This window comes from Martelella sp. NC20 (assembly GCF_013459645.1).
Classification (GTDB): Bacteria; Pseudomonadota; Alphaproteobacteria; order Rhizobiales; family Rhizobiaceae; genus Martelella.
In genome coordinates this window covers 3,819,510-3,835,364 of record NZ_CP054861.1, presented here as the reverse complement: position 1 = coordinate 3,835,364, position 15,855 = coordinate 3,819,510, and the positions used below count along the sequence as shown (strand labels likewise).

Here is a 15,855-nt window from a genome sequence, read left to right as displayed (position 1 = left end):
ACTGCAAAGAGGGACGAACATGAAGAAATTTCTCCTCGCCGGCGTCATGCTGGCGGCGCTCACCCAGACGGCGGCGGCGCGCGACATCGTCGTCGCGCTTTCCTCGGACCTGCGCTCCAACGATCCGGGCGTCAACCGTGACGGCAATACCGATGCGATCATGATGCACATCCTGGAAGGGCTCGTCGGCTACACCGAAAACGGCGCCGTCGAACCGCTTCTCGCCAAATCGGTCTCGATGTCGGAAGACGGGCTGACCTACACTTTCGCGCTGCGCGATGACGTCACCTTCCACAACGGCGACAAGATGACCGCCGACGATGTGGTCTGGACCATGAACCGCTACATGGACGCGGCCAACAAGTGGCGCTGCCTGCCGGATTTCGACGGCAGCCGGGTGGTCAAGCTGACGGGCGTCGAGAAGGTTGACGACGCCACGGTCACGATGACGATTGCCGAACCCTCGGCGGTCTTTCTCGGTCTGATGGCGCGGCCGGAATGCGGTTTCACCGGCATCATTTCGCCGAAATCGGTGGGCGATGACGGCAGCTTTGTCGAGCCGATCGGCACAGGTCCGTTCAAGTGGGACGCGTGGAAGAAGGGCGAATACGTCCATCTCACGAAGAACGACGCCTATGTCTCGCCGGAAAACGACGGCAAGCCGGACGGCACGGTCGGCGCCAAGGCGCCGCTCGTCGACGGCGTCAAGTTCATGGTCGTTCCGGATGCCTCCACGGTGAAGGCCGGCATCCAGTCCGGCGCACTCGATCTCGCCGAAATCTCGCCGGACCTGATGCCCGAGTTCGAGGATCGGGACGACAGCAAGCTGATCGTCGCCGTCAACAATGGCAAGAACCTGTTCTACATGCAGACCCGCGACCCGGTTCTGTCGAACCCCGGCGTTCGCCGCGCCATGGCCATGGCGCTCGATCTGCCGCAGCTCGTCGCCGCCGCTTCCAACGGAACCGGCACGGCCAATTGCTCGATGATCGCCACCAACTCGATCTATTACAGCGAGACCCAGCAGAAATGCCTGCCCTACGACATCGAGGCGGCGAAGAAGGAACTGAAGGATGCCGGCTATAACGGCGAGCCGATCAGCATCATCGCCAACCGTCGCGGCAACGTCCCGAGCTATCCGGCGGCGATCATCGCCCAGGCGATGATGCAGCAGGCCGGCCTCAACGTTGAGATCGAGGTGATCGACTACGCCACCCAGGTGGAGCGCCGCCGTTCGGGCAATTACCAGGTGATCTCGCAGTCGGTCTCGCCGCGCCTCGACCCGGCGCTGATGATGAGCTTCTACGTTGGCGACAAGGATGAAAACACGTCGCTGATGTGGGAAAACCCGAAGGCCGTCGAATTGCTCGACGCCGCCTATCGCGAGACCGATCAGGACAAGCGTCAGCAGATCTTCGACGAATTCCACACGCTGATGCTTGAGGATATGCCCGGCCTGTTCATGTACGACATGGTCGACATCTGGGCGGCGACCGAGAGCCTCCAGGGTGCGCCCGTCTGGCAGGGCAATGCCCGCGTCTGGGAAGTCTCGGTCGACTGACCCGATTACGCCGCGCCGTTTTTCCGGCGCGGCTTCCCCTTCGGACAAATGATCACGCGGCCCGTCGAAATGGGCCGCGCGACCTTTCATGACCTCGAAACCCGCTGCTTTGGCAGCAAACAGGACCTTCCCCATGACGCAGCAGGCGCTTGAACAACTCGCGGATGAAATCGAGGCATTGAAGCCCGAATTCATCGAACTCTCCGACCGGATATGGGACCTGGCAGAGCTGAAATTCGAGGAATTCGAGTCGGCCCGGCTCCAGGCGGCGCTACTAGAGAAATTCGGATTTCGGGTGACCCGCGGCGTTGTCGGCATCGAGACCGCCTTTGTCGGCGAATATGGCAGCGGCAAGCCGGTGATCGCGATCCTCGGCGAATTCGACGCTCTCGCCGGGATGAACCAGATCGCGGGCATTGCCGAGGAGAAAGCCGAAAATCCGGGCGCGAGCGGCCATGGCTGCGGGCACAACCTGCTTGGCGCCGGCTCGCTTCTGGCTGCCGTCGGTCTCGCCCGGCATCTCGAAAAATGCGGTTTGCAGGCGACCGTGCGCTACTATGGCTGCCCGGCAGAGGAGGGCGGCGGCGCCAAGACGATCATGGCCGAAGCCGGGGTCTTCGACGATGTCGACCTCGCGCTGACCTGGCACCCCGCGCCGTTCAACGGCGTGCGCTCCACCAACAATCTCGCCGTGATCGAATACGACATCCGCTTCAAGGGGATCGCGGCGCACGCCTCCAACGCCGCCCATCTCGGACGCTCCGCGCTCGACGCCCTGGAACTGACCAATATCGGCATCAATTTCCTACGCGAGCACATGCCGGCTGATTGCCGGATCCATTACGCCATCACCGAAACCGGCGGCGTCGCGGCCAATGTCGTCCAGGCGCGCGCGGCCGGCCGCTACATGATCCGGGCCCCGGAGATCGTCGGCGCCCGGGCGCTCGCAGAACGGGTGAAAAAGGTTGCGGAAGGGGCAGCCCTGATGACCGAAACCAGTGTCGAGCTGGAACTGGGCAAGGCGACCAACAGCCTTCTGCCCAACATCACGCTCGAAACGGCGATGCATGAGCAGATGACCGCGCTCGGCCCCGTGTCGTTTGACGAGGCTGATGAGGCGTTCGCGAGGGATATTCAGGCGACGTTTTCCCAGGAGGCGATCGACAGCAGTATCCGGCTCTATCAGATCAAGGGCGATGCGCTATCGAATACGCCGGTCGACGGATCAGAGCCGCTGCACCGGGGCCTTCGAGCCTTCGAGGGGCGCTCCCATTTCCGGGCCGGCTCCACGGATGTCGGCGACGTGAGCTGGGCTATCCCCACAGCGCAGTGCTGGACGCCGGCCTGGGCGATCGGCACCAATCCCCATACCTGGCAGGTCGTTGCCCAGGGCAAGAGCCCGGCCGCCCACAAGGCGTTGGTGCACGCCGCCAAGGCCATAGCCGCCACCGGCATCAAGGCGATCTCCGACCCGGACCTGATTGAACGCGCGCGCGCGGAATGGAACGAGAAAACCAGCAAGCGCTGAAGACCGTGATCTGGCCACAATGCTGCCCTTGTGCGGCGCGGCGTCCAATCCGACAGCGGAATATTTCAATGAAGCTCAGTGTCGAGCCCGACTGAGCTTCGTTTGCCCCGGCGCGCTTCCGGGCAAGCGCCATCGGGGCGCGGTGCTTGCGGATGCCGCCGTTGAGCTGACCATGCGAATAATCGGATTGAGATTTTAAGCCCGGAGCGACCTCGGGCTCGACTGCCTTTCGGCGGAGATGGCTGGCGCAATACCGCGTCCGCAAGAACATTCTCAGGGCCCGTGTACCAAAATCATGCAGATGGTAAAGTGGCTCCCCGGGTCGGATTCGAACCGACGACCTGTCGATTAACAGTCGAATGCTCTACCGCTGAGCTACCAGGGAACATTCACGCCGTGTGGGGCGCTGCGGTGTGAGCGGGTTAATACAAATGGTGAGGTGATTTGCCAAGCCCTTTTCGATAAAAAAAGCAAAGAAGTTTGCGTCGCTCGCGTAACCGGCCGGTGAACCGGATCGGGCGGTCAGGATATGCTATGCCGTGCGTCCACGCTGGCCGACCTATCACGTCCGTCGCGTTCCGACTGGTGCAGGTCTCGCCGCGACCTTTCGATCCGGCGGCGCTGGCGGTGGCTACGCAACTGCGTTGCGGCGTAGCTGCGCGGGGAGACCACCAATTCATCACGCTCGCCGATAATGTCGAAAACCCGTTCGGCGGCGACGGGCCGGTCCTCCGAGGTGTAGGTTGCCACGATGGTGATGCGGATGCTCTCGATGGTCTCGAACCGGTCGAAATCCGGCGGCGACATTCTTTCGATCAATGTCCGGAAGGTGCCGAGGTCGAGATGCTCGGCAGCGGCCAGCGGCCCCTGGAACAGTTTGGCGCGCGGATCCGATGCGTTGTCGTCCTCGAAGGTGAGGTTGCTCAGAGAATAGCTGAAATGTCGCCGGCCGGCTTCGTCGTTCACGCTGAAATCGAGCAACACGGCGTCGATGAAGATCGCCTTGGCGCTCATGTTGGCAACAAGGCAATGACCATTGAGCGTGGGGCTGCCGCCGCGGTTGATCAGGATCTTGGCCCGTCGCCCCTCGCGGAACCCGCTGAACAGCATCTGAAGGTAGATCACCCAGATCATCAGCGTGGCGATGCTTGCAACGGCGCTGATCGCGGCCGCGTTATCGTTGATCCAACCCCACATCGCGATCTCCCTGGCACAGCGCGAGCGGGCCGATCATGGAAACGGTCTAGCTCTCGTTGCCCGCCGGCGGTGCGTCCTTCGTGTCCTGCTTCTCATTGGGGAGAACGGCTGTATCCGGCTTGTGTTCCCCGTAGTTGTCGCGCGCCAGATAGAGGGTGGAGGAGGGGTAGGCGAAGCTGGAGCCATTGCGTTCGACGATGTCCCGGATCGCGAGCAGCAATTCCTCCTGCACCTCCAGGAAAACATTGATGTCAGACGACGAGATATTGGCGTAGATGTCGATCAGCACGGCCGATTCGCCATATTCCACCAAGCGGACACGTTGGGGCGCTTCCAGCACGCTGTCATGGGATGACAGCAGCGCGCGCATATCCTCCATCACCCGGTTCAGCGTGTCGGCGTCGGTCTGGTATCTGAGGCCGATCTTGTGACGGAACAGGAACACGTCGCGCCGGCTGTAATTGGTGATCTTGCGTTTCACCAGATCGGCGTTGGCGACGATGATGAGGGTGCGGTCAAGGGCGCGGATGCGGGTCGAGCGGATTCCGATTTCCTCCACCGTGCCGGCGGTATCGTCGAACTGGAAGAAATCGCCGACCCTCACGATCCGGTCGGCGTAGAGCAGCACGCCGCTGATGAAATTCTCAAGCGTCGGCTGGGCGGCGAGGGCGATCGCCAGACCGCCGACGCCGAGACCGGCGACGACGCCGTAGATCGGAATGCCGATCTGCGTGGCGCCATAGCCGAGCACGACAATCGCCACGATGAAGGACATCACCTGAAAGCCGGTGCGCAGCAGGCTGGCATCGAGCGTGGCATTGCTGAGCGCGGGGTTGCGGATGGTCCACATATAGAGGATCTGCAGAAGCTGGTATGTGAACCACGCCGAGACTGTCCATATGACGGCGCTCAAAGCGGCAGTGGTAATCTGCAGCAGGTCGCCGGTGATATTGATCTGCTCCTCGATGAGGAACCGGATGATGTTTGCCATCACGATGATCAGCAAGGGCGCGACAATGCGGCGCGTCTGCCGTCTGGCGGGATCCAGCGGGACCGCCCGCCGTGCATTCCAGCGGCTGTAGCTGATCAGGCCGGCCATGGATATGACGACGATCAGCCCCAGTCCCAACCATTGCCAATAGGCCTGGTTGCCAAACTGGTATCGCAGCCAGTAGGGGCCTTCCAGAATAAATTCATACCAGTGGGGCGCGACCAGGTTGCCGGGGGTGTATATGTAATACTGGTAGAGGTCCTCGCCGCTATCGGCGATCATCGGCAGGGCTTTGACCTCTTCATAATCATCGGCGATCTGGTTGATCGTGCCCTGGGCGAAAAGATATTCACCCTCGCGCGGGCCTTCCTTCTGGCGCGCGATCGTCAGGCTGGTGCCGGGAATGATCCATTTCGCGGGGAGCGTGCCTTCCTCGGAGTCCGACAGGACGAAGGCGCCTGCGGCAAGGCCGGGTATTTCGTCTACCGGCGGAAGGTAGATCCGGTCGAAAACCTCCTGAAGCTGCAGCACCGTTTCGATACTTGCGCGCTGCCGCGACGCGGCCGGTATCGCCGAAAGATCGAACGTCCGCGCCGCCTTTTCGAGAAGCGACTGCACCAGAACAAGCTGATCGCGCTGGGCGCGGGTCATGAAGAACGTGTCGCCATCGAAATAGCTGTCGCGCACCTCAAGCCAGAGTTCGCTGGCCGTCTGCATGATCACCAGGAAGCTTTCGAGCGTCGCCCGCGGGCTGCGGGTGTCGGGCGGTGAAATCGGGTTTGTCACCAGCCGCTCATAGCGCGCTTTCAGTCCGGCGTTTCCCTGGGCATCCTGGAATATCTCCTGGACCAGCTCGGACGAGGTTTTCTCCTCATCGAGCTCCTGCGCGAAGGCGGAATGGAGCTGAAGGATTGCGGTCAGCATGATGACGAAAACAACCCGGGCCGCGAAATATCCGGCAGATTTTGAAAAGGTCAGCATTCGTCCCCCCACGGTTGCGACACATTCATCGCTTTCATTCAACACTATCCGATTCGCACGGCGTTTTAAGCCTGAAGCGCTGCCTTTCGATGGGGTTGACGATATCAGGAGGCGAGGCCTGACCAGAAGCGCTCCGTTTTAACGCGCCCGCAGGCGAACGGCGCAACTTCGCGAAATAAAATGAAATCGTGCCGGGCAGCGCTATTGCAAATCAAATTAAATCATTCTAAATCCCCGCCAACCCTTCGATCGATAAATGTTTGGCCTCGTGGCGGAGTGGTTACGCAGAGGACTGCAAATCCTTGCACGCCGGTTCGATTCCGGCCGAGGCCTCCATCTTACCTTTTTCACTTATCCAAATATCTGAAGTTACCTGAGTTTCTGCGCGGGTGTGGCAGTCGGGAACGTATCGGCGGCGGGTGGTGTGGCAGTTTGTTCGCTTTCCACCCCGGTTGCTGGCAGGAATTTTGAGCCTATCGGCGGGAGCGCCATACAGATTGCCCAACTTGCGGGAAGGCGCATTCCGGTGCGCCTTCTTTCTTGCCGCTTTTTTGCATGAAACTATCTCCCGTCTTGCATGCGGGCGGCAGCGCATCTATGAAAACATCTTGTGCGTCAGGACGGCGCAGAAGGGCGAATGTTTGCGAGGTTGATGGCCATGATGAATTTCGAAACGGCGCGCAGGAAGATGGTGGAGAACCAGATCCGGCCGACCGATGTGACAGCCCATCCGGTGCTTGAGGCCTTTCTCGCCGTTCCGAGGGAAGCATTCCTGCCGCCGCAATCCAGGCCGCTCGCCTATATTGACGAGGACATCCTCGTGAAGCCCGCCAACGAGGCAGGCCCCGCCCGCTACATGATGGAGCCGTCGCCGCTTGCCAAGCTGGTCCAGCTTCTCGACGTTTCCAAGGAAGATGTGGTTCTCGTGGTCGGCGCGGGCGATGGCTATGCCGCCGCCATCCTTTCGCTGCTGGCTCAGTCGGTGGTCGGCATCGACAGCGACGACGAACTCGTCGAAAGCGCGAGCGCGAAATTCCTGGAACTCGGCTATGACAATGCGGTGGTGGTCGGCGGCGGTTTGCCCGAGGGTTATCCCTCCGAGGCGCCCTATGACGCGATCTTTCTCAACGGCGCGGTCGAAATGGTGCCGGACGCGCTGCTGAACCAGTTGCGCGATGGCGGCCGGCTCGTCTGTGTCGAGGGCATGGGCCACGCCGCACGGGCAGTCATCTATCATCGCGACGGCGATGTGTTTTCGTCTCTCTCGTCCTTCAATGCAGCCGTCAAGCCGCTTCCCGGTTTCGCGCGCGTGAAGGTCTTCGAATTCTAGTAATCCGGAAGTTCTGCGTTACGTGTCCCGAAAATCCTGTGTACAGCGCTGAAAATATGACGGTTTCGGTCTTCATAAGGCTGGAGCTGACGTATCGTTGTCGGCGATTCGACGCTTGGGACGACGTTAACGCGTGGGAAGGTTTGTAATGGCGCAGCCGAAATTGCAGCAAGAACCCTCGATGGAAGAAATTCTCGCTTCGATTCGCCGGATTATCGACAGCGGCGACGACGTCGGGCGTTCGCCGAGAGCGGCGGGCCCGCGTGACAACGCTGCCGCGCCCAGAGAGAACCGCTATGGCGACCATGAGCCGCAGCGCCAGCAGGAGCGCGATCACGACACGCGCGAGCCACCGGTAGCCGATCAGGATCCAGAGCCTATCGGCGACAATGATTTCATATCACGCCGCCCCGCCTTTACCTTCGATGATGATCGCGAGCAGCCGAGGCAGGCGGACGCCCGACAGGATTCGGGCCTTGCCGAGCAGGAGACCCCGGAAACGGGCCAGACGCCTCTGGCGCCTGAACCGCAGGCAAGACAGTCGGTATCACCCGGTCCGCATCCGCTCGAATTCGACCGTCAGGCGGTCTATCCGGGTACGATCGGCGAGGTCGCGCGTCAGGTCCGTGAGGCGACCGGCGGAGCGCATCAGGAAAGTGATGCGGGTGGCGAGGCCTCCGAGCCGACATCGCATCAGGACGGGCTGCTGTCGGCGGGGTCCGAGCAGCGGATCGGCAATGCGCTTCACGCGCTCTCCGACGCGCTTGATCGCGAGGGCGCGCGCAGGATCGAGGAAATCGTGGTCGAGGAACTGCGTCCGCTGCTCAGGGACTGGATCGAGGAACATATGCCGTCGATCGTCGAGGAGATGGTCGGCAAGGAAATCGAACGCATGCGCAACGCGAAGCGCTGAAAATCCGTTTGTTCATCGTGTGAAAGCCGCTCCTGCCGGGGCGGCTTTGTTGTTGACAGGCCTGAAGCCAAGCGCTTAACAACGACAGGCTGCGAAGGGCCGCGGTTCCGTGTCGGGAGCCGCGGCGGCCCGCCGCCGTTTAATCCGGATGCGCGCGACATGCGTTCCACCGGTTTTGTTATCAGTCAGGAATTGGCGAAGACATGCTTGAGAAGACTTACGACGCCAAGAGCGTTGAACCCAGGATTGCCAGCCGTTGGGAGCAGGCCGATGCCTTCCGCGCCGGGGCCAATGCAAAGCCGGGCAAGGAGAGCTTCTCGATCGTGATCCCGCCGCCGAACGTGACCGGCTCGCTGCATATGGGCCACGCGCTCAACAACACGCTGCAGGACATCATGATCCGCTTCGAGCGGATGCGCGGCAAGGACACGCTGTGGCAGCCGGGCATGGACCATGCCGGCATCGCCACCCAGATGGTGGTCGAGCGGCAACTGATGGAGCGCCAGCTTCCCGGCCGTCGCGAGATGGGCCGCGAGGCCTTCATCGACAAGGTCTGGCAGTGGAAGGAAGAATCCGGCGGCCAGATCCTCAACCAGCTCAAGCGCCTCGGCGCCTCCTGCGATTGGTCGCGCGAGCGCTTTACCATGGATGATGGGCTGTCGGAGGCCGTCCGCGAGGTGTTCGTCTCGCTCTACAAGCACGGCCTGATCTATCGCGGCAAGCGCCTCGTCAACTGGGACCCCGAATTCGAAACCGCGATTTCCGACCTCGAGGTCGAGAACCGCGAGACCGACGGCCACATGTGGCATTTCAAATATCCGCTGGCCGGCGGCGAGACCTATACCTATGTCGAGAAGGACGAAGACGGCAATGTCGTGCTTCAGGAAACGCGCGACTATATCTCGATTGCGACCACGCGTCCGGAAACCATGCTCGGCGACGGCGCCGTCGCGGTTCATCCGTCGGATGAGCGCTATGCGTCAATCGTCGGAAAATTCTGCGAAATTCCGGTTGGCCCTAAAGAACATCGCCGCCTGATCCCGATCATCACCGACGAATATCCGGACAAGGATTTCGGCTCCGGCGCGGTCAAGATCACCGGCGCGCATGATTTCAACGACTACCAGGTCGCCCGCCGCAACCACATTCCGCTCTACCGGCTGATGGACACCAAGGCATCGCTGCGTGACGACGGCGAGCCCTATGCCGTCTGCGCGAAGCAGGCGATGGAAATCGCGAAGTCCGGCGAACTGCCGGGCGAGGCCGAGGTCGACGACATCAACCTGGTGCCCGACGAATATCGCGGTCTCGACCGCTATGCCGCCCGCAAGCGCATCGTCGACGCGATCAATGCCGAGGGCCTTGCCGTTACCGTGACCGACGCCGAGGGCAATGCCATTCCCTTCGTCGAGAACAGGAAGATCATGCAGCCGTTCGGCGACCGCTCCGGCGTGGTCATCGAACCGATGCTGACCGACCAGTGGTTCGCCGACGCCAAGACGCTTGCCGAGCCGGCGATTGAATCGGTCCGCGAGGGCCGCACCAATTTCGTGCCGAAGAACTGGGAAAAGACCTATTTCGACTGGATGGAAAACATCGAGCCGTGGTGCATCTCGCGCCAGCTCTGGTGGGGCCACCAGATCCCGGCCTGGTACGGGCCGGATGGCCAGGTCTTCGTCGAAAAGACCGAGGAAGAGGCGCTCGACGCCGCGATCCAGCATTATATCGCCCATGAGGGGCCGTGGAAGGCCTGGGTCGAGGAACAGCTCGAAAACTACGAGCCCGGCAATATCCTGACCCGTGACGAGGACGTGCTCGACACCTGGTTCTCCTCCGCGCTCTGGCCGTTCTCCACGCTCGGCTGGCCGGACGAGACGGAAGAACTTGCCCGCTATTATCCAACCAGCGTGCTCGTCACCGGCTTCGACATCATCTTCTTCTGGGTCGCGCGGATGATGATGGCCGGGCTTCACTTCATGAAGGACGAGGACGGCAATCCGATCGAGCCGTTCCACACCGTCTATGTCCATGCGCTGGTGCGCGACAAGAACGGGCAGAAGATGTCGAAGTCGAAGGGCAACGTCATCGATCCGCTCAACCTGATCGAGGAATACGGCGCCGACGCGCTGCGGTTCACGCTGGCGATCATGGCGGCGCAGGGCAGGGACGTGAAGCTCGATGAGAGCCGAATTGCCGGCTACCGCAATTTCGGCACCAAGCTCTGGAATGCCACGCGCTTCGCCGAGATGAACGGCATGAAGCTCGACGGCAGTTTCCGTCCGTCTGGCGCAACCCAGACCATCAATCGCTGGATCCTGACCGAGCTTTCGAAGACCACCGAAGAGGTCACCGCCGCGATCGAGAACTTCCGCTTCAATGAGGCCGCGGACGCGCTTTATCGTTTCGTCTGGCACGAGCTCTGCGACTGGTATCTGGAGCTATTGAAGCCGGTGTTCATGGGTGAGGACGAGGCCGCGAAATCCGAAGCCCAGCATTGCGTAGCCTACGTTCTGGCCGAAACCTACAAGCTGCTGCACCCGTTCATGCCGTTCATGACCGAGGAGCTGTGGACCCATATCGGCGGCGAGGGGCTTTGCTGCCACGCCGACTGGCACGAGCCGGGCTTCCGTGACGATGAGGCGGCCGACGAGATCAACTGGCTGGTCGATCTGGTCTCCGGCATCCGCTCGGCCCGCGCGGAAATGAATGTGCCGCCCGCAGCCAAGGCGCCGCTGATTTTCGTCGGCGCCAATGCAAAGACCCGCGAGCGCACCGCCCGCCATTATCCGGCGCTGGAGCGGCTTGCCCGCATTGACTCGCTCGATTTCGAAAAGGTCGCCCCCAAGGGCTCGGCCCAGGTGATCGTCGGCGAGGCCACCGCCTGCATTCCGCTCGGCGCGCTGATTGATGTCGCCGCCGAGACCGCGCGTCTGACAAAGGCGATCGGCAAGGTCGACGCCGATATCGAGCGGAGCCAGAAAAAGCTCGGCAACGAGAAATTCATCGCCAATGCCGATCCGGAAGTGGTCGCGACCGAGCGTGAACGCTTCGAGGAACTGCAGCAGCAGCGCGAGCAGTTGACGATCGCGCTTTCGCGGGTGACCGAAGCGGAGTGATGGCCGTTCCGGTCTCGGTTGTCATCACATTCGCACCGAATGGCCACCGTCGACGGTCAGTGTCTGGCCGTTGAGGAACGAGCCGGCTTCGCTGGCGAGCAAAAGCGCTGCGCCGGCGATCTCCGGCGGGCGGCCCCAGCGCTGCAGGGGCACACGCATTCTGGTGAATTCCAGCATCTTTGCGTCTGTAGCGAGATGCGCGTTAGTTTCGGTGGCGAACATGCCGGGCGCGATGGCGTTGCTGGTAATGCCGAACGGGCCGTATTCAACGGCGAGCGCGCGCGTGAGCCCGGCCAGGCCCTGTTTGGCGACGGGGTAGAGACTGTCGCCGGGCAAGGCCAGCTCACCCAGAACGGATGTCAGGAAAATCAGTCGGCCGTAGCCGTTTTGCTTCATCGCTTTCGCGGCATCGCGAGACAATGAAACGGCCGCAAGCAGGTCCGTGTCGATGAAAGCCGCGATTTCGTCGTCCGTGAAGGCATCAAGGCTGCGCCGGTCTCGCGCGCCGACATTGTTGACAAGGATATCGAGCTTTCCGCGCCTTTGGAGAATGTCGTTCAGTGCTTTGCCGCGGGCGGCGCGATCGGCGATGTCGAAGGCAGCATATTCCGCGCTGCCTCCGGCTGACCGCAGGTGCGCGCAGGCCTCTTCCAGCCCTTCGGCATTCCTGCCGGTAATGACGACATCGGCCCCAGCTTCGCAATAGGCCCGCGCGATTTCGAAGCCCAATCCGCGCCGCCCCCCGGTAATCAACGCCACGCGGCCATCAAGCGAAAAACTGTCAAGAATTGCCATGGCAGGATCTCCGGTCGGGCGAGGCGCCTTCAACGGGCACCCTGCAAATTTTCTTTTTTCAAGAAGCCTATGGAGAAGCGCGGGCGCCGCCTCTTGCCTTGCCCGCGCCTTGCCTCGGCGCTGATGTCCAGCGATAGCAGGATCATGATGTCGCCCGCCACCCGATTCAGCCAATATCCGATACGAAGATAGTGACGGCGAAGCGCCGGGCCGGAGAGGATGAGCGCCAGATGCAAAATGAGCATGGACGGTGATTCCGGCCGATGATCGCAAGTCTGCGAAGGGAGGACAGGCCTTGTCAAGAAACAAGCATGGAGATATCGAACCCGGCCGAGGCGACGTGACTGCACAGTTTCCTCCATTCGCAGCCGCCGCAGGCGCTGCGAATGTCATCTTTTACGAATGCAGTGCGTAGCTGCGCGATTTCCGCTCCATCGAGCCTCAGCCGGGTGCCAGGCCCGACCGAGGCGCCGATCAGACGGCCGACATCTCGGGCAGCCCGCTGGTCGCGCTCGCCGACGCTTTCCCGGTGGCAATGCGGGTCTGCCTCTCCCAGCAGCGGCTTGCAGATATCATCCGCGCCTGAGACGATTTCGATCGGCTCGCCGCCCGCGATCCGCCCCACGATTGCCGTCATGTTGGCCGTGAAGGCGGGGCTGTAGCCCTTGCCCGCATAGGTCAGCATGCAGAGGAGATGGTGCGGGCGCAGCCTTATGGTCATCGGCGAGCAAGCCCCTTCAGTGCGGCGGTGGCGAGTGCCGATTTCAATACCGCGCCGACGAGGAAGGGCAGGACGCCTGCCGTGATCGCCGCGCCAATGCCGATCATGGCCGAGAGCCAGGCCGCGCCGAGCAGAAGGCAAAGCGCATTGCCGGCAAGCATGGCCAGAAAGGCAAGGACGACGCGATGGCCGTTCCACCCGCGTTCGGCCAGAAAGCCGGTGACCATGCCCGCGATCGGGAAAGCGAAGAGATAGCCGCCCGTGGGGCCGATGAAATGGGCAAGGCCGGCGGCGCCGCCTGACAGAACGGGCAGACCCAGAGCGCCCTCCATCAGCCAGGCAATGATGGTCAGACCGCCGAGCCGCCAGCCATAAAGCGCGCCAATCAGCGTTACCGCGAATGTCTGCATCGTCACCGGAACCGGCACCATCGGCACGGCGATATAGGAGGATAGCGCGAGGGCCAGGGTGCCAAGGACCACGGCCGCGGCTTTCCAGGCGAGGCTGCGGTTCTGCGGCGCAAGCGGGCTGAACGCCAGCAGGAGGGCGGGTGTGAGTGAACGCATGAGACGTGCCTTTCAAAATTATAGATAATTTGTAGAATCTATCTCTAAAGGAATCCACACAACGGCAGGCAAAGCAAGCCCCGGCCTCTTTTGACCGAAGACTATTGTGGAGAACGGGGAAAGATCGGGCGCGGGTTGAGGTCACGCGCCGTTGCCCGCACGCCAGATACCGGCGGGCGGCAACCCGGAATTTCAGCGGGTTGCGCGGCCGGTTTGCGACTTGGCGGGCTTCTGGCCGATCCATTGCACATGGCGGCCGAGAAGCAGGACCGCGGCATCGACATCGCCGCGGCTCAACGCCGAAAGAATGGCGCGATGATCGCGATCGGTCGGCGTTTCCCATTCCGCGCGCCAGCCCGAAAACAGGAAGCGGGCGCTTGCGGTGTGAAGATCGTCGATGCTGCGCATCAGGCGCGGCATGGCGCAGGGGGCGAGAATCAGCCGGTGAAAACGGCGGTTGGCCTCTTCCCATGCCTGGACATCGCGCGCCTGATCGCCGGCGCGGGTCGCATCCTCGGCCTCGTCCAGAATGGCGCGGGTGAGATGCGGGGCGGCATTGCGCAGCGCCAGCACTTCCAGTGCCGAACGCATCTCGGCGATCTCGCGCACCTCCTCCATGCTGAAGCCCGCGACCCTGACGCCCCGGCGCGGCTGGCTTTCCACCAGACCCTGCGCCTCAAGCCGCCGGAATGCCTCGCGCACCGGAACGTGGCTGGCGCCGAACTCCTCGGCGATATGGTCCTGCCTGAGCGGCGCGCCTGCCGCGATCTCGCCGGAGACGATCCGTTCGGCAAGGGCGCGGCTGATGCGGGCGGCGATGGATTCCGGTTTGGCCATGGAATTATAGATAATCCGAGTTGCGGCAGAGGTCGAGCGGAGAGCAGCAAAAAAGGCGGGGCCGCCGGGCTCCGCCTTTCATGAGTTCCAAATGAAGCGGGCAGCGCCCGCCTGCGCTTAGCGCTTGGAGAACTGGAACGAACGGCGGGCTTTCGCGCGGCCGTATTTCTTGCGTTCCACCACGCGGCTGTCGCGGGTCAGGAAGCCGCCCTTCTTCAGCACCGGACGCAGGCCCGGCTCGAAATAGGTCAGCGCCTTGGAAATGCCGTGGCGAACCGCGCCGGCCTGGCCGGAAAGGCCGCCGCCGGCAACCGTTGCGACGATGTCGAACTGGCCGTCACGGGCGGCAGCGACGATCGGCTGCTGAAGCACCATCTGCAGGACCGGACGACCGAAATATTCGGAAAAATCCTTGCCGTTGACGATGATCTTGCCGCTGCCGGCCTTCACCCATACGCGGGCGACGGCGTCTTTACGCTTGCCGGTGGCATAGGCGCGGCCAAGGTCGTCAACCTTGCGCACATAAACCGGTGCTGCCGGGGTGGTTTCAGCGGTCGCAACGTCGCCAAGCGTCTTCAGATCGGACAGATCGGCCATTATGCGCTCCTCACATTCTTCTTGTTGAGCTTGGCAACGTCGAGGGCTTCGGGCTGCTGGGCTTCATGGGGGTGGTTGGTGCCTGCATAGACGCGCAGGTTCTTCATCTGGCGGCGGCCGAGCGGGCCGCGCGGAACCATGCGCTCGACAGCCTTTTCGATGACGCGTTCCGGGAAACGGCCCTCGATGATCTGGCGCGCAGTGCGTTCCTTGATGCCGCCGGGATAGCCGGTGTGCCAGTAGTAGACCTTGTCGGTGTACTTCTTGCCGGTCATGGCGACCTTGTCGGCATTGATGACGATGACATTGTCGCCGTCGTCAACATGCGGGGTGTAGGTGGCTTTGTGCTTGCCGCGCAGGCGCATGGCGACGAGTGAAGCGAGACGGCCGAGGACGAGACCTTCGGCATCGATCACGATCCACTTCTTTTCCACCTCTGCGGGCTTCTGGGAGAAGGTAACCATTGTGTTGCTCTCGATTTTAATTCCAGCCCCGAAGGGTGGACGTTTCTTGTTGCTTTGCTTGGGAAAATGCCCAAGCCTGATCACATATTCGGCCTTGCCGGATATGCTGGCGGTTGTATAGAGGCGTCCGTGGCAATGGTCAAGCGGCTAAATTGGCGCGAAAGCCAAAATAATTGTTTTATATCAATCGCTTAAAAATACGGTATTTAGTTACCACATATCGTTCGGCGGATCGCGCCGCGATGATGGGGAAATTTC

Annotated in this window: 14 protein-coding genes and 2 tRNA genes; 6 read left to right on the top strand and 10 right to left on the bottom strand. The window is 62.0% G+C overall.

All coding sequences use genetic code 11. The annotated features are described in order from the left end of the window. The first annotated feature begins 19 nt into the window (after positions 1-19). Together HQ843_RS18355 and HQ843_RS18350 are read left to right on the top strand one after the other, a co-directional pair. Positions 20-1,561 (top strand): ABC transporter substrate-binding protein, encoded by a 1,542-nt coding sequence (locus HQ843_RS18355; RefSeq protein ID WP_180901802.1) that lies wholly within the window; start codon positions 20-22, stop codon positions 1,559-1,561. 133 nt (positions 1,562-1,694) lie between these two features. Further along, positions 1,695-3,089 carry a M20 family metallopeptidase gene (locus tag HQ843_RS18350; RefSeq protein ID WP_180901803.1) on the top strand — a complete coding sequence of 465 codons (1,395 nt, stop codon included), beginning with the start codon at positions 1,695-1,697 and terminating at the stop codon, positions 3,087-3,089. Positions 3,090-3,399: 310 nt separating this feature from the next. Here HQ843_RS18350 and HQ843_RS18345 read toward each other — a convergent pair. The 3 genes from HQ843_RS18345 to HQ843_RS18335 all read right to left on the bottom strand — a co-directional run bounded on the left by HQ843_RS18345 (position 3,400) and on the right by HQ843_RS18335 (position 6,258). Beyond that, positions 3,400-3,474 (bottom strand) — tRNA-Asn (locus tag HQ843_RS18345). A gap of 137 nt (positions 3,475-3,611) precedes the next feature. After that, positions 3,612-4,286, bottom strand: a complete 675-nt coding sequence (locus tag HQ843_RS18340; RefSeq protein WP_180901804.1) for a hypothetical protein — start codon at positions 4,284-4,286, stop codon at positions 3,612-3,614. A 46-nt stretch (positions 4,287-4,332) separates the two neighbouring features. After that, positions 4,333-6,258: a mechanosensitive ion channel family protein gene (locus HQ843_RS18335; protein WP_180901805.1), complete on the bottom strand. Its 1,926-nt coding sequence runs from the start codon at positions 6,256-6,258 to the stop codon at positions 4,333-4,335. A gap of 262 nt (positions 6,259-6,520) precedes the next feature. Between HQ843_RS18335 and HQ843_RS18330 the strand changes: the two genes are divergently transcribed. The 4 genes from HQ843_RS18330 to HQ843_RS18315 all read left to right on the top strand — a co-directional run bounded on the left by HQ843_RS18330 (position 6,521) and on the right by HQ843_RS18315 (position 11,617). After that, positions 6,521-6,594 (top strand) — tRNA-Cys (locus tag HQ843_RS18330). A 325-nt stretch (positions 6,595-6,919) separates the two neighbouring features. After that, positions 6,920-7,588, top strand: coding sequence for a protein-L-isoaspartate O-methyltransferase family protein (locus tag HQ843_RS18325; RefSeq protein WP_371822163.1), 669 nt, complete (start codon positions 6,920-6,922; stop codon positions 7,586-7,588). A gap of 202 nt (positions 7,589-7,790) precedes the next feature. Next, a complete protein-coding gene (locus HQ843_RS18320; protein ID WP_246710437.1) occupies positions 7,791-8,501 on the top strand; it encodes a PopZ family protein in 711 nt (236 codons plus the stop codon). Positions 8,502-8,704: 203 nt separating this feature from the next. After that, positions 8,705-11,617 (top strand): valine--tRNA ligase, encoded by a 2,913-nt coding sequence (locus HQ843_RS18315; protein WP_180901808.1) that lies wholly within the window; start codon positions 8,705-8,707, stop codon positions 11,615-11,617. 24 nt (positions 11,618-11,641) lie between these two features. Here HQ843_RS18315 and HQ843_RS18310 read toward each other — a convergent pair whose 3' ends face one another. The 7 genes from HQ843_RS18310 to rplM form a co-directional block, all read right to left on the bottom strand. Beyond that, entirely contained in the window at positions 11,642-12,412 is a 771-nt protein-coding gene (locus HQ843_RS18310; RefSeq protein ID WP_180901809.1) for an SDR family oxidoreductase, read from the bottom strand. A 29-nt stretch (positions 12,413-12,441) separates the two neighbouring features. Continuing rightward, positions 12,442-12,657, bottom strand: a complete 216-nt coding sequence (locus tag HQ843_RS18305; protein ID WP_180901810.1) for a hypothetical protein — start codon at positions 12,655-12,657, stop codon at positions 12,442-12,444. 53 nt (positions 12,658-12,710) lie between these two features. Further along, on the bottom strand, positions 12,711-13,133 hold the full coding sequence (locus HQ843_RS18300) for a DUF1284 domain-containing protein (protein ID WP_180901811.1): 423 nt from the start codon (positions 13,131-13,133) through the stop codon (positions 12,711-12,713). Then, the gene (locus tag HQ843_RS18295) at positions 13,130-13,699 is read right to left on the bottom strand and encodes a biotin transporter BioY (RefSeq protein ID WP_180901812.1); all 570 of its coding nucleotides are present in this window, start codon (positions 13,697-13,699) and stop codon (positions 13,130-13,132) included. The genes HQ843_RS18300 and HQ843_RS18295 overlap by 4 nt, the downstream gene beginning before the upstream one ends. Positions 13,700-13,891: 192 nt before the next feature. Continuing rightward, the gene (locus HQ843_RS18290; RefSeq protein ID WP_180901813.1) at positions 13,892-14,536 is read right to left on the bottom strand and encodes a GntR family transcriptional regulator; all 645 of its coding nucleotides are present in this window, start codon (positions 14,534-14,536) and stop codon (positions 13,892-13,894) included. 117 nt (positions 14,537-14,653) lie between these two features. Continuing rightward, positions 14,654-15,133 carry a 30S ribosomal protein S9 gene (rpsI, locus tag HQ843_RS18285; protein WP_180901814.1) on the bottom strand — a complete coding sequence of 160 codons (480 nt, stop codon included), beginning with the start codon at positions 15,131-15,133 and terminating at the stop codon, positions 14,654-14,656. Beyond that, positions 15,133-15,597, bottom strand: a complete 465-nt coding sequence (rplM, locus tag HQ843_RS18280) for a 50S ribosomal protein L13 (protein WP_180901815.1) — start codon at positions 15,595-15,597, stop codon at positions 15,133-15,135. Before rplM ends, rpsI begins: the two co-directional genes overlap by 1 nt. Positions 15,598-15,855: the final 258 nt, after the last annotated feature.

Excerpts from the sequence above, each read along its gene's own strand:
- HQ843_RS18355 (WP_180901802.1), top strand. The coding sequence starts at position 20 with ATGAAGAAATTTCTCCTCGCCGGCGTCATGCTGGCGGCGCTCACCCAG.
- HQ843_RS18350 (WP_180901803.1), top strand. The coding sequence starts at position 1,695 with ATGACGCAGCAGGCGCTTGAACAACTCGCGGATGAAATCGAGGCATTG.
- HQ843_RS18340 (WP_180901804.1), bottom strand. The coding sequence starts at position 4,286 with ATGTGGGGTTGGATCAACGATAACGCGGCCGCGATCAGCGCCGTTGCA.
- HQ843_RS18335 (WP_180901805.1), bottom strand. The coding sequence starts at position 6,258 with ATGCTGACCTTTTCAAAATCTGCCGGATATTTCGCGGCCCGGGTTGTT.
- HQ843_RS18325 (WP_371822163.1), top strand. The coding sequence starts at position 6,920 with ATGAATTTCGAAACGGCGCGCAGGAAGATGGTGGAGAACCAGATCCGG.
- HQ843_RS18315 (WP_180901808.1), top strand. The coding sequence starts at position 8,705 with ATGCTTGAGAAGACTTACGACGCCAAGAGCGTTGAACCCAGGATTGCC.
- HQ843_RS18310 (WP_180901809.1), bottom strand. The coding sequence starts at position 12,412 with ATGGCAATTCTTGACAGTTTTTCGCTTGATGGCCGCGTGGCGTTGATT.
- HQ843_RS18305 (WP_180901810.1), bottom strand. The coding sequence starts at position 12,657 with ATGCTCATTTTGCATCTGGCGCTCATCCTCTCCGGCCCGGCGCTTCGC.
- HQ843_RS18300 (WP_180901811.1), bottom strand. The coding sequence starts at position 13,133 with ATGACCATAAGGCTGCGCCCGCACCATCTCCTCTGCATGCTGACCTAT.
- HQ843_RS18295 (WP_180901812.1), bottom strand. The coding sequence starts at position 13,699 with ATGCGTTCACTCACACCCGCCCTCCTGCTGGCGTTCAGCCCGCTTGCG.
- HQ843_RS18290 (WP_180901813.1), bottom strand. The coding sequence starts at position 14,536 with ATGGCCAAACCGGAATCCATCGCCGCCCGCATCAGCCGCGCCCTTGCC.
- rpsI (WP_180901814.1), bottom strand. The coding sequence starts at position 15,133 with ATGGCCGATCTGTCCGATCTGAAGACGCTTGGCGACGTTGCGACCGCT.
- rplM (WP_180901815.1), bottom strand. The coding sequence starts at position 15,597 with ATGGTTACCTTCTCCCAGAAGCCCGCAGAGGTGGAAAAGAAGTGGATC.